The 12,065-nt window shown below is 58.4% G+C and carries 12 protein-coding genes; 4 read left to right on the top strand and 8 right to left on the bottom strand.

Annotation, left to right across the window (positions count from 1 at the left end; translation table 11 throughout):
• Positions 1-17 precede the first annotated feature (17 nt).
• Both ACR0LF_RS13685 and hemP read right to left on the bottom strand, forming a co-directional pair.
• Positions 18-494: a hypothetical protein gene (locus tag ACR0LF_RS13685; RefSeq protein ID WP_480578904.1), complete on the bottom strand. Its 477-nt coding sequence runs from the start codon at positions 492-494 to the stop codon at positions 18-20.
• A complete protein-coding gene (hemP, locus tag ACR0LF_RS13680; RefSeq protein WP_480579187.1) occupies positions 491-658 on the bottom strand; it encodes a hemin uptake protein HemP in 168 nt (55 codons plus the stop codon). The genes ACR0LF_RS13685 and hemP overlap by 4 nt, the downstream gene beginning before the upstream one ends.
• 206 nt (positions 659-864) lie before the next feature.
• On the opposite strand from hemP, the gene gph reads away from it, so the two are divergent.
• Both gph and ACR0LF_RS13670 read left to right on the top strand, forming a co-directional pair.
• Entirely contained in the window at positions 865-1,524 is a 660-nt protein-coding gene (gene gph / locus ACR0LF_RS13675; RefSeq protein WP_480578901.1) for a phosphoglycolate phosphatase, read from the top strand.
• Between the two features lie 348 nt (positions 1,525-1,872).
• A complete protein-coding gene (locus ACR0LF_RS13670; protein WP_480578898.1) occupies positions 1,873-3,579 on the top strand; it encodes a SulP family inorganic anion transporter in 1,707 nt (568 codons plus the stop codon).
• A gap of 4 nt (positions 3,580-3,583) precedes the next feature.
• Here the strand turns inward: ACR0LF_RS13670 and dld are convergent, their stop codons facing one another.
• From dld to ACR0LF_RS13650, 4 genes are all read right to left on the bottom strand, one after another.
• Positions 3,584-5,263, bottom strand: a complete 1,680-nt coding sequence (gene dld, locus ACR0LF_RS13665) for a D-lactate dehydrogenase (protein WP_480578896.1) — start codon at positions 5,261-5,263, stop codon at positions 3,584-3,586.
• Between the two features lie 18 nt (positions 5,264-5,281).
• Positions 5,282-6,433 carry an alpha-hydroxy acid oxidase gene (locus ACR0LF_RS13660; protein ID WP_480578893.1) on the bottom strand — a complete coding sequence of 384 codons (1,152 nt, stop codon included), beginning with the start codon at positions 6,431-6,433 and terminating at the stop codon, positions 5,282-5,284.
• A gap of 12 nt (positions 6,434-6,445) precedes the next feature.
• Complete coding sequence (locus tag ACR0LF_RS13655; protein ID WP_480578890.1) at positions 6,446-8,509, bottom strand: TRAP transporter large permease subunit; 2,064 nt, start codon at positions 8,507-8,509, stop codon at positions 6,446-6,448.
• 120 nt (positions 8,510-8,629) lie between these two features.
• Positions 8,630-9,679 (bottom strand): TRAP transporter substrate-binding protein, encoded by a 1,050-nt coding sequence (locus tag ACR0LF_RS13650; protein WP_480578887.1) that lies wholly within the window; start codon positions 9,677-9,679, stop codon positions 8,630-8,632.
• Between ACR0LF_RS13650 and ACR0LF_RS13645 the strand changes: the two genes are divergently transcribed.
• Together ACR0LF_RS13645 and ACR0LF_RS13640 are read left to right on the top strand one after the other, a co-directional pair.
• On the top strand, positions 9,678-10,037 hold the full coding sequence (locus ACR0LF_RS13645; protein ID WP_480578884.1) for a hypothetical protein: 360 nt from the start codon (positions 9,678-9,680) through the stop codon (positions 10,035-10,037). The two genes, ACR0LF_RS13650 and ACR0LF_RS13645, sit on opposite strands and share 2 nt — an antisense overlap.
• A complete protein-coding gene (locus ACR0LF_RS13640) occupies positions 10,015-10,788 on the top strand; it encodes a FadR/GntR family transcriptional regulator (RefSeq protein WP_480578882.1) in 774 nt (257 codons plus the stop codon). Before ACR0LF_RS13645 ends, ACR0LF_RS13640 begins: the two co-directional genes overlap by 23 nt.
• Positions 10,789-10,884: 96 nt before the next feature.
• Here ACR0LF_RS13640 and ACR0LF_RS13635 read toward each other — a convergent pair whose 3' ends face one another.
• Together ACR0LF_RS13635 and ACR0LF_RS13630 are read right to left on the bottom strand one after the other, a co-directional pair.
• Positions 10,885-11,451, bottom strand: a complete 567-nt coding sequence (locus ACR0LF_RS13635; protein WP_480627498.1) for a tetratricopeptide repeat protein — start codon at positions 11,449-11,451, stop codon at positions 10,885-10,887.
• Between the two features lie 30 nt (positions 11,452-11,481).
• Positions 11,482-11,964 (bottom strand): Lrp/AsnC family transcriptional regulator, encoded by a 483-nt coding sequence (locus ACR0LF_RS13630; RefSeq protein ID WP_480578876.1) that lies wholly within the window; start codon positions 11,962-11,964, stop codon positions 11,482-11,484.
• Between the last annotated feature and the right edge of the window lie 101 nt (positions 11,965-12,065).

Raw genomic sequence — 12,065 nt, 5'->3', positions numbered from 1 at the left:
CCGTTCTGCACATATGATCAGTGAAGGACGGCCGAGGGGCACTGGTGGCCGGTGCTCGGCATCTTGAAGCCTGCGGTCATACGCCGGAGCGTCAGACCCAGCTCTTCGGACAAGGATGCCAGGGCAGGGGCGAAATCCGGGCGCACGATCAAAGACGCCATCATCATCGCATCTTCACGCGCCCCTTCGGACGCTGCGGCGATCATTTGGGCAAAACAATTCTCGTCCGCGCCAAGGCAGGCACAGCCAAGGCCATGCCGGATCAGGGGGCGGCGGCCATGTGTGGCGCATAGCGAACACAGGCGATCCAGTGTCTGCATCGCGGCGCGCCCGGAATCCGAGCCCAGCGCGATGTGAAAATCGCTGGCAGCATCGGCGCGGCCGCCCTCACCATCGCTCCACATCCGCAGGTACATCACGGCACCTGCTTCGACAGGATCGAGATCGGAAAGACGGCCAACCGCTGCGCCTCCGCGCATCGATTGTGCGCTCATTTTGTCAGGATCAGCTTACCTGCGCGAGTGATGCGCAGTGTGTACAGTTGGTCGCCTAGTTCGATATGGGCCAGGTTGCCACCCTTGGTCAGCTCCTCGGCCTTGTGCGCGGGAAGCATCGAGACAGCATAACCTTGGTTTGGGGTCGGGTTCTGTACGTTCATCGGGACATCTCCAGAGCGTGTCGGCATGGTGCCATATCTATCGCGTTTCATGTGATCTGGCTGACCCCGAAAGGGCTGGCTTTCTGTTCCTGAGGCTTAATCTGATTATTTTAGTAAGGATTGTCAAGTGTCGTTTTAACACAAGAGATTGCGCCTCAAAACAGAGCACGTTAGGTCTGGGGCCAGACATTGAAAGGCCTGAAAATATGACCGCAGCAATTGTTTTCGATCTGGATGGAACGCTGGTGGACAGTCTGGGCGATCTGACCGCAGCGGCCAACCGCACGCTGGACGACGTTGGACACGATCCACTGTCGCGAGACGTTATCAAGGGATTCGTCGGCAATGGCCTTCCAAAACTGGTCGAGCGCATGATCCGTCATTGCGAACTGCCGCTGGAGCGCCATGCGGAGCTGACGCAGTTGACCCTGAACCATTACAATGCAGCAGCCAGTGAAACGACAATCCCCTACCCCGGCATCCCCGAGGCGTTGGACAGTTTGCAACAGATGGGATGCGTTCTGGGTGTCTGCACCAACAAGCCCGAAGCACCGGCGCGGCATGTGCTTGAGGCACTGGACCTGTCCCGGTTTTTCAACGCCGTGCTTGGCGGCGACAGCCTGTCCACACGAAAGCCGGACCCAAACCATCTGTTCGCCAGTTTCGATGCGCTTTCTGCATCCGGCCCACGCCTGTTCGTTGGTGACAGCGAAGTTGACGCGGAAACCGCCCAACGCGCAAAAATTCCGTTTCTGTTGTTCACGGAAGGGTATCGGAAAACATCCGTGGCGGAGATTCCGCACACCATGGCATTTGACAGGCCGCAGGATCTGCCGACCCACGTGGCCGAGCTGGTCAGAAGATAGCGCCGCTCAGGCAGGCCAGCACGCGGATCAGCATCGATAACGATCTGCGCGTTCACATGCCCCCAAAAGTTAAGAGGGGCCGGCCGAGGGGGTGTGACCAGCCCCTCATCGGGGAAAGTAAATACCGTGTGTTTGTGTGTGGTAAGTACGGTGAGATATGTTTACCCCCGATCCGCGCCGCGCGAAATTGGGGGATTCCCGTAGACAGGCAAAAAACTCGGAAAAACCCATAAAAAATTGCTGTTTCGATAACCTGTTTGCCCCGTGGACTCTTGCATAAATTTTGGCCTGGCGGTCTGCTGACATGGACGGCTGGACAGCAGGCCGAACGCGGGTGAAAGGTAACCCATGGAAAAACAGGGCAGAAATCGCAATCGCACACCTTTCCCGATGCTGCAGGGCGTTCTGCCTTTTGACCGTGCGCATCTTCCGGCGGAAATGCTGGCGGGCCTGACATTTGCCTGCCTCGCGATACCCGAAGTCATGGGATATACCAAAATCGCCGGAACTCCGGTCATAACGGGGTTGTATACGATTCTGATTCCGATGGCGTTGTTCGCGCTGTTCGGATCGTCGCGGCATCTTGTGGTCGGGGCCGATTCGGCGACGGCGGCCATTACCGCCTCGGCCGTGGCTGGCATGGCAGTTTCAGGGTCGTCAGAGTATCTGGCCCTGGCATCCCTGCTGGCGTTGATGGCAGCCGTGCTTCTGATCGGCGCGCGGATCGTCGGGCTGGGGTTTCTGGCCGATTTCCTGTCGCGCACGGTTCTGGTCGGTTTCCTGACCGGTGTCGGCATTCAGGTCGCCACTGGTGAAATTCCCGGAATGCTGGGGATCGAATCTGGCGGACACGGGACACTCGCCAAACTGAACGACGTCTTTCTGAACATCTCCCACATCCATTGGGCTACCGTGCTGGTCTCGGTTGCGGTGCTTGGCGTTGTGATCGGTTTTGCAAAGCTGTCGCGCAAGGTCCCCGGACCTTTGATTGCGATTGTCGGGGTAATCCTGTGCAGCTGGGCCTATTCCTTCGATGCGCTTGATATTGCCTTGCTCGGGACGGTTCCAAGCGGTTTGCCCACGCTCTCGATCCCCGATGTGCAATGGAGCTGGGGCCTGTTCAAGCAGCTGTTGCCAACCGCCCTTTCGATTTTCGTGGTCATTCTGGCCCAAAGCGCGGCAACCTCGCGGGCCTACGCGGCCCGATATGACGAGAAATTTAGCGAGAACACAGACCTGATCGGGCTGGGTCTTGCCAATTTCGGCGCGGCCTTCACCGGGACGTTTGTGGTCAATGGCAGTCCCACCAAGACCGAGATGGTCGCCAGCGCCGGAGGGCGCAGTCAGGTGGCGCAATTGACCACGGTTGCGATTGTACTGCTGGTGATCCTGTTTCTCACCAAACCGCTTGCCTATCTGCCCACCGCGGCCCTGTCGGCCATCGTGTTCCTGATCGGCCTCAAGCTGATCGACCTGCGCGGCCTGATCACGATCTACAAACAGGCCCGGTCCGAGTTTTGGGTGGCCGCCGCAACCGCTGCCGTGGTCGTTCTGGTCGGCGTCGAACAAGGCATCATTTTCGCAATGGTCCTGTCTCTGGTCGATCACACCCGCAGGGGGTACCGCCCGAAGAACTCGGTGATTGTCAAAACCGAAACCGGGGGCTGGCATTCAAAAGGGCTGGCGTCGCCGAACCAATTCGAGTCCGGCCTTGTGATCTATCGTTTCTCGCACGGCATGTATTACGCGAACGTGCAGAGGTTCACGGATGAGGTAACGTCCATTGTTCAAAGTTCCGACATCAAACCGGATTGGTTCTGCATAGACGCATCGGCCATTGATGAGGTCGATTTCACCGCCGGATACGCGCTGTGTAGCATGGTCAAATTCTTACACGAGAACGACGTCCGGCTGGTGTTCTTACTGCTCGAGCCAGACGTGAAAGCCGAACTGGATCGCTACGGCGTAACCGATCTGATCGGAGAGGACGCGTTTTTTGACACCGGAAACAGCCTGCTGGATGCGTTTCACAAACGCCAGCATTCCGCCCGATGATCGCTCACTGGTAGTATTTCGCCTTCGACATTTTCCCGATCCCCGGGTTGAACGAATTGGTCGGGTCGCAACACGTGTAATGCGCGGCCAGATCAGGCTTGGCCTTGTAGAGGTGGCCGACATTATGTTCGGCCGGATATTCCGCGCCCCGTTCGTCAAACAGCCTGAGCATCGCCGCCTTCAACGCCTTTGGATCAGCGCCCTTTTTGACGATGTAGTCCTGATGCATCACGTGGCACATGAAGTGACCGTAATAGAGTTTGTGAACCAATTGGTCATCGATCTCGGGCGGCAGCTGTTCCAGCCAGTCCTGATCGTTGCGACGCAGCGCGACGTCCAGCGCGATGATGTCTTCGACCTCATTGGCGTGGATCGCCATGTAACGAACGGCGGCCCCGGCAGCGGCGAACCTGTGCAGGCCTGCGATCTTGGCTTCGCGCGCATCGCATTCGAAGAAATCCGCGTCACGGTCTTTCAGGAAGTCCGGCAGCCAGCCAGCAGCCTCGGCGATACCGTCATCCTTCATCTTCAGGATCAGGTGGTGCTCAAACCTGTCGCGGAACTGCACCATCCGTTTGGGCAGAGCTCGGGGCCACACCGATGCCACCATCTGCATGAAACGGTCGGTAAAATTGTTGAGAAACGGAATACGCCGGAGCCTTGCATCTACTGCTCCCTTCATGGCGAAGAAGAACGGCAGGCGGTCCGTGCCCAATTTGTCGATCATCACCACCGTGTCCTTGCCGTATTTCGCGGTGATGTCGAAAACCTCGCGCTGCATGTATTCGGCTGAAACCGGCAGCGATCTGAACTGTGACAGGATGTGACGGCGCAAAGCAGCCAGATCATCGGGGCTGTTCGTTCCGATGTAAAACACCTTTTCAGCCTCGTTTTTCCGGAACGTATCGAGGCGCACTGCGAACACGGCCAGTTTGCCTGCGGAGCCTGCGGATTCGAACAGCTTGGCCTTATCTGCGTTGAACCGCGCGGGTGTTTCCGCGTTCACGTCCCGCACGATCTGCGCATAATCACTGGCCGAGGCGCGCTTGTTCGTGGCCGCCGGATTTCGGTCGAAATCACCCGCATCGAGATTGGCAAGGATCTCCTCGGGCGTGTCGCCCAGATCGATGCCCAGATGGTTGACCAGTTCCAGTTCGCCCTGTTCGGAGATCCGCGCATAGACCGAGAGTTCGGTGTAAACCGGCCCGCGCTCGACCAGCGACCCGCCGGAATTGTTGCACACCCCACCGACAATCGACGCGCCGATACAGGATGAGCCGATCACCGAATGCGGCTCGCGCCCCAGCGGGGCCAGCAGTTTCTCCAGCGCGAAAAGGGTGGCACCCGGGAAGCTGACGATCTGCTCTCCGCTGTTCAATGGCACAAGGGTGTCCATCCGGCGGGTGTTGATCAGAACCACGTCGCGGTCATAGGTACCGGATGGCGTGGACCCTTCGGTCAGGCCGGTATTGGCCGCCTGCATGATGACAATCTTGTCAGCGGCAACACAGGCTTGCAGGACTTTCCACTGTTCCAAAAGACTGCCGGGCTGGATCACGCAGAGCGCCTCTCCCTCGCCCGAGCGGAACCCGCGGCGAAACCGTTCCGTGGCACGATCGCCGGTCAGGACATGACGCGAGCCCACAACAGAGCGGAAGGTTTGGATCAGGTCCTCATCGGTCATATCGCGGCCCTCAAGAAGTTATGTGTTGCGAAAGCGGACATTCTCGCGGCTAAGCTGGTCAATGCGGGTGACGCCCATCAGTTTCATGTCGCGTTCGATCTCGGCCCGCATCAGGCCAAGGGCGCGCTCGACCCCCGCCTGCCCTGCGGCTGCCAGTGGGTACAGGTAGTGCCGCCCAACACCCACAGCTTTGGCCCCAATCGAAAGCGCCTTCAGCACATGAGTACCGCGCTGGATACCGCTGTCCATCATCACATCAAGCTTGTCACCAACGGCATCGACGATCTCGGCCAGTTGATCGAATGGCGTGCGCGAGCCGTCCAACTGGCGGCCACCGTGGTTCGACAGGATGATACCGGTGCAGCCGATCTCGGCGGCGCGCTTGGCGTCCTCGACGGTCATGATGCCTTTGAGGCAAAACTGACCGTCCCAGTCACGCACCATTTCGGCCACGTCATCCCAGTTCATCGACGGGTCAAGCATGTCGGTGAAATAGCCACCGATCGAGCTGGCACCGCCGCTCATATCCACGTGCTCTTCCAGTTGCGGCAGGCGGAATTTCTCGTGGGTGACATAGTTGATGCCCCACATCGGCTTGATCGCGAACTGGATCATCCCGCCCAGTGTCAGGCGGAACGGGATCGAGAAACCCGTGCGCAGGTCACGCTCGCGATTGCCGCCGGTGATGCTGTCGACGGTCAGCATCATCACTTCGACGCCCGCCTCTTTGGCGCGCTGCATCATGGTGGTGTTCAGCCCGCGATCCTTGTGGAAATAGAACTGATAGACCTGTGGGTTTTTATGCTTTTGCCGCAGTTCTTCCAGCGAGACCGTACCCAGAGAGGAGACGCCGAACATGGTCCCGTATTTCTCAGCCGCCGCCGCGACCGCACGTTCGCCCTGATGATGGAACAGGCGCTGCAGGGCAGTTGGCGAGCAATAGACCGGCATGTCCAGCTTTTGCCCCATGACCGTGACGGACATGTCCACATCGCTCACCCCGCGCAGCACCGAGGGCAGCAAGTCGCAACGGTCAAAGGCGGTGGTGTTTTGCCGATACGTCACCTCATCGTCGGCGGCCCCGTCGATATAGTTGAAGATCGGCCCCGGCAGCCGTTGTTTGGCCAACCGCCGGAAGTCGTGGAAGTTATGACACTGGCTCAGACGCATCGTTGGGACTCCTTAGTAGGCGACCGACGGCAGCCAGGTCGCAAGGGTCGGCCACAGGAAGACCAGTGCCAGCCCGGTCAATTGCAGCAGGACAAAGGGGATGATGCCCTTGTAGATATGCGTCAGCTTGATCTCGGGAGGGCAAACGCCTTTGAGATAGAACAGGGCGAAACCCACGGGCGGCGTCAGGAAGCTGGTTTGCAGCGTCACCGCGACCAAAATCACGAACCAGACCAGCGCCGGTTCATCCAGAACACCAAAGCCGGGGATATCGATGCCCAACCCGTTCACAATGGGGCGCATCAGGGGCAGCACGATCAGCGTGATCTCGATCCAGTCCAGAACGAAGCCCAGCAAGAAGACGATGAACAGGATGAACAGGATGGTCCCGTTGGCGCCAAACCCGGTGGACTGCACCACATGTTCGATCAACTCGTCTCCGCCGAGTTCCCGCAGCACGTACGAGAACACCGTCGCGCCCAGGAAGATGGCGAAGATGTAGGCGGTGGTGTTGAAGGTCGACACCAGAACGTTCCACAGCTTCGCAAAGGTCAGCTTGCGATACCCCAGCGCCAGCAAAGTCGCACCCAGCGCACCGATGCCCGAGGCTTCGGTCGGCGTGGTCAGACCGGCAAAGATCGACCCCAGAACGGCGAGGATCAGCAGCAGCGTCGGGATGACGGCGATCAACACATCCTTGACGGCAGGCCAGTCGGGGGCTGTTGCGCCTTCAGGCAAGGGGGCCGCGTCGCGCTTCACCAGCGCAAGGATGAAGATGTAGGTCAGGTACAGGCCACCGATGATGACACCGGGGAAGACCGCCGCCATGAACAGATCACCCACCGACAGGGCCATCTGGTCGGCCATGATCACCAGCATGATCGACGGCGGGATCAGGATGCCCAGCGTGCCGGAGGCAGAAACAACGCCCGCCGCCAGTGTCGGCTGATACTTCTGCTGCATCATCGAAGGCAGCGACAGTACACCCAGCAGCACCACCGAGGCACCGATGATCCCGGTCGAGGCCGCAAGGATGATCCCGATCAATGTCACGGTGATCGCCAGACCGCCCCGCACGGTGCCGAACAGACGTTGCATCGAGGACATCAGACGCTCGGCCACGCCGGATTCGTCCAGCATCAGGCCCATGAAGATGAACATCGGCAGCGCCACCAGAACCGCGTTGGACATGGTGGCGTAGACACGGTTCACGACGGCACCAAGGGTCAGGTAGTCGAGCCCGGTAAAGGTGCTCTCCAACCCTGTCCACAACATCAGATCATTGTCGAACAGGTAAGCCAGACCGCAATAGGCGACGCCAACACCGGCCAGAACCCATGCCACCGGGTAGCCGGTGAACAGCAGCGCAATGAAGGTCAGGAACATCGCGATGACCAGCTTTTCCTCGGTCGTTTCAACAAGGAAGGTCAGGCCGACGCAGACGGCGGCAAATACGGTCAGCACCAGCAGAATGCGGCGCAGCGGCGCGCCTTCGCGTTCCGAGGCCGGTCCGTAGAGCAGCGCGTGACCGTCATGGATCAGACGCGCAAGCGCCGCCAAGGCCAGTAGAACGAAGCTTATCGGAATGACCGCCTTGAAAGCCCAGCGCGCAGGCAGGCCGGTGGGGCTGTCCGAGCGTTCGTTGACGCGGAAGCTTTCATAGAAATAGTCGTACCCCTGATCGATCATCAGGTAGATAAACGGGGTCAACAGGGTCAGGATGCCGATCACTTCGATGATCCGCTGGGCGCGGCGGGACAATTGCATATGCAACACGTCGACGCGTACATGGCTGTCGGTGATCAGGGCATAAGAGATACCGATCATCGTGACGATGCCGTAGAAATGCCACTGGATCTCGTCCAGCTTGGGATAGTTCTGGCTGAACAGGTAACGCAACGAGACCTGTGTAAAAATCGCCCCCATCAGCAGGACATTGGCCCACATGACCACATGACCGACCGCCTTTACGCCAGTGTCGATGGCCACCGCAATTTTCTGGCGGTCGGTTTCGGGGTGTTCCAGGATGCCCTCATAGGCTTCGACCGGATCATTGAGGCTGTTTTGGGTGGTCATGGTCATTCCTCGCTCAGCAGCCCGGAACACGGGCAGGGAAAGGTTAGAAAGTCCGAAGGTCAGAAAGTAGGAACCGGAGCGGCGGATAAGGCCGCCCCGGTAACGTCAGTAAGGGAGAGATTACTGACGCGGGAGGAAGGCGTTTGTCTTCCAGAGGCTATAGCCGTCACGGAATTCGTTCATGTCGGCCAGGACCTGAGCGAAGAAGGCGTCATTTGCGGCCTCTTCGGCGGCAACCTCATCCCAGGTCGCGCGGAAGGTATCCAGCATCTCGGGCGACCACTGTTTGATGGTGACACCGTTGTTTTCGACATTGTCGATCAGGGCGGCGTGCTGGATCGCCTCGCCTTCGGCAAAGCTGTCGGCCATCGAGGCTTTGCAGGCGTTTTCGATGATCGCCTTGTGCTGATCGCTGGTCTCGTTCCAGACATCCTTGTTGATCAGCAGCTCAAATACGGTTGCCTGCTGGTGCCAACCGGGGAAATAGTTGAACTTGACCAGTTTGTGGAAGCCCAGACGCGCGTCGATGGCGGGCATCGAGAACTCGGTCGCGTCGATGGCACCTTTTTCCAGCGCGGGGAAGATTTCACCACCCGGTAGCAGCGAGGTCGCCACGCCCAGTTTCTGCATCACTTTGCCGCCCAAGCCGAAGAAACGCATCTTCAGGCCGTTCAAGTCTTCGGGCGAGTTGATTTCGGATGCGAACCAGCCCGAGGTTTCGGGGGCGATGATGGCACAAGGCAGAACTTTGACGTTGTAACCGGCCTGATCATACATTTCCTGATACAGGGTCATGCCGTTGCCGTAGTAGAGCCAGGCCATGTATTCGCCTGCTTCGGGGCCAAAGGGCACGGCCGAGAACAACGGTGCAGCCGGGATTTTACCCGCCCAGTAACCGGCAGTCGTGTAGCCCGAGTTGATCTTTCCGGTGGATACGGCGTCCAGAATCTCGAAGGGTGGAACCAGTTTGCCCGGCTCGTACACTTTCATCTTGAGCGTACCGCCCGACATCAAAGCCAGCTGATCCGCCACGCGCGGGATCGGCGAGCCCAGCCCCGGCAGTTCGGTCGAAAAGGCAATCGGTGTTTTCAGCAGAAGCTTGTCAGCGGCAACCGCGGGTGCGGCCAGCAGGCTGGCCGCCACGGCCAGGCTCGTCAGAGTCTTTTTCATGAAATCTCCTCCAGGGTTGGTCGGGGTTTTCTCCGATCAGCGGCGCAGGCTCTTCCAGCGCCTCTCCGGTGGTAAACTAACTTTACCACAACAAACCAGTCAACAACTTTGTTTACCAATGACCAAAACTGAAAATATGATTTTTGGCCGCAACATTGCCTTAGAAATCCACATTACGGCGTGTGAAATTCAAGTTTTGCGCTTAAAAGCCATTTATAAACAACAAGATATTGTGGAGACGGGAGGAAAACTCAGAAGCTTGAGTTTTCCACAGATATGGTTATGTTTATTTACCAGTTGCTTCGGATTTCCAGCTACAAACAAGGCGGCACATCATGAACACCACAGCGATATTTGAACCGGTAGGACACGAATCGCTGGCCGAGGCGGTGGTTGCGCAAGTCGAGGATCTGATCGCCTCGGGCATCCTGAAACAGGGCCGGAAACTGCCTTCGGAACGCGACCTGGCCGAGATGTTGCGCGTATCGCGCCCAAAACTGCGCGAGGCCCTTCAAGTGCTTGAGGAACGCGGTCTGGTCACCACGCAGCATGGCGAAGGCACATTTGTTGCGGCCCTGACGGGACAGGCCATGATGCCTGCGCTTCTTGCGTTGTATGAACGCCACGAGCCTGCATTCTTCGATTATCTGGAATATCGCCGCGAACAGGAAGGGTTTGCCGCCCGCCTCGCCGCACGCCGCGCAACCAAGGCGGACAAAGAGAGGATTTCGGAAATCCTCGACGAAAACGAGCGTGCATGGCAGGAGCAGGATGCCAAAGCATCGCAAGAGGCGGACTTTGCGCTGCATTCAGCGATTGTCGATGCCAGTCAGAACGCAACCCTGATCCACATGATGGCGTCGATCTATGAGCTCACACGCAAAGGCGTGTTCTACAATCGCGACTTCCTGCGCACCATTGACGGGACCGGCGAAAAGCTGTTGCAGCAACACCTGGAGCTGGGCCGGGCAGTGATCGACGGCGACGAGGCGAGGGCCGAAAAAGCCGCAACCGACCACATCGACTTTGTCGAAGAGTCTTTCAAACTTGGAATTGAGCAGCGGCGACGCGAAGCCATGGCCGAGAAACGCCGGATACTGTCGCGCTGAAAACGCGTTGTCCTTCAGGCTGTTTACCGCAAGGGAGCGATGACGCAGCAAAAGACATCGGGCTGGCGGCCTGATGAAACGAAACTTGACCTGATGTCAGATATCTTCTCCAGGCGGGTCCAGAAGACCGCCCGGCTCCAACAAGGCCCGCTCGGACAGCCAGGGATTGAGTTCCAACGCCTCGGACAGTGCCACGCGCGCGTCCTCAAGGCGTTTCAGGCCCAGTAGGGACAAAGCCCGTCCGCTGAGCGCGCCGATGTGGTTTGGCGACAATTCAATCGTGACGTTCAGGTCCTGCAAAGCCGCATCAAAATCCTGTCTCAGGTAATTTACAAAGGCCCGCTGATTGTAACCTTCGGCAAAGTTCGGACAATAATCGACAAGCTTGTTGAAATCGTCCAAAGCCCCCATCAAATCCCACGCCTCACGCCGTGCCATCCCCCGGTCCAGCAGGGTTTGCGACCGGGCATCCGGCGCGTCTGTCCAAAGCACCCACATCTGGTCTGAAATGACACGCGCAGCGTTTTGCGATTGCGCCTTCTGGACCTGCTTGATCAGCGCGTTCACCCCTTCCGTATGATCCGGAGCCGCGGGGCATGTCTCGGCAATTGCCGAGTGCGCAAAGGCGATCAGGAAAATCGTGGCAGCAAGTGTTCTCATCATCAAACAAGGGTGGGCCTTAATCCCGCCCGGTCAAGCCTGATGTTCAAACCCGCCCAGCATCCCTGTTTCCTTCACCGCCTCCATCGCCACAAAAGTCGAAGTATTGGCGACATGCGGCAGGGATGAGATTTTCTCGGCCAGGACACGGCGATATTCCGACATCGTGGCGGTGCGGACCTTCAACAAATAGTCGAAGTTGGACGCGATCATGTGCGCCTGCTCAACTTCGGCGGTTTTGCGGACGGCGGCGTTGAACTCGGCCAATGCCTTTTCGCGGGTATCGGTCAATCGCACCTCGACAAAAGCGACGTGATCCAGGCCCAACCTGATCGGGTCCAGCATCGCCCGATACCCCGTGATCACCCCGCTCGCCTCCAGCCGTTTGAGCCGCGCTTGTGTCGGTGATTTCGACAGCCCGATCTCACGCGCAAGATCAGCGACCGAGATGCGCCCGTCTTCAGCCAGAATCCTTAGAATCGACCGGTCAAACCGATCCAGATCGGGAAAACTCATTTGCACTGCCTATTGCCAATATTTCAGACCATTCGCCTTCAAATACATCAAACTCGGTCCGTTGTCCTGAATTTTCCAGCCTATATTACCATAAAGACCGG

It is taken from the genome of Ruegeria sp. E8, assembly GCF_056533985.1.
This window is presented reverse-complemented; position numbering and strand designations above follow the sequence as displayed.

Coding starts and splice junctions, on each gene's coding strand:
- ACR0LF_RS13685 (WP_480578904.1), bottom strand. CDS start 494: ATGAGCGCACAATCGATGCGCGGAGGCGCAGCGGTTGGCCGTCTTTCC.
- hemP (WP_480579187.1), bottom strand. CDS start 658: ATGAACGTACAGAACCCGACCCCAAACCAAGGTTATGCTGTCTCGATG.
- gph (WP_480578901.1), top strand. CDS start 865: ATGACCGCAGCAATTGTTTTCGATCTGGATGGAACGCTGGTGGACAGT.
- ACR0LF_RS13670 (WP_480578898.1), top strand. CDS start 1,873: ATGGAAAAACAGGGCAGAAATCGCAATCGCACACCTTTCCCGATGCTG.
- dld (WP_480578896.1), bottom strand. CDS start 5,263: ATGACCGATGAGGACCTGATCCAAACCTTCCGCTCTGTTGTGGGCTCG.
- ACR0LF_RS13660 (WP_480578893.1), bottom strand. CDS start 6,433: ATGCGTCTGAGCCAGTGTCATAACTTCCACGACTTCCGGCGGTTGGCC.
- ACR0LF_RS13655 (WP_480578890.1), bottom strand. CDS start 8,509: ATGACCACCCAAAACAGCCTCAATGATCCGGTCGAAGCCTATGAGGGC.
- ACR0LF_RS13645 (WP_480578884.1), top strand. CDS start 9,678: ATGAAATCTCCTCCAGGGTTGGTCGGGGTTTTCTCCGATCAGCGGCGC.
- ACR0LF_RS13650 (WP_480578887.1), bottom strand. CDS start 9,679: ATGAAAAAGACTCTGACGAGCCTGGCCGTGGCGGCCAGCCTGCTGGCC.
- ACR0LF_RS13640 (WP_480578882.1), top strand. CDS start 10,015: ATGAACACCACAGCGATATTTGAACCGGTAGGACACGAATCGCTGGCC.
- ACR0LF_RS13635 (WP_480627498.1), bottom strand. CDS start 11,451: ATGATGAGAACACTTGCTGCCACGATTTTCCTGATCGCCTTTGCGCAC.
- ACR0LF_RS13630 (WP_480578876.1), bottom strand. CDS start 11,964: ATGAGTTTTCCCGATCTGGATCGGTTTGACCGGTCGATTCTAAGGATT.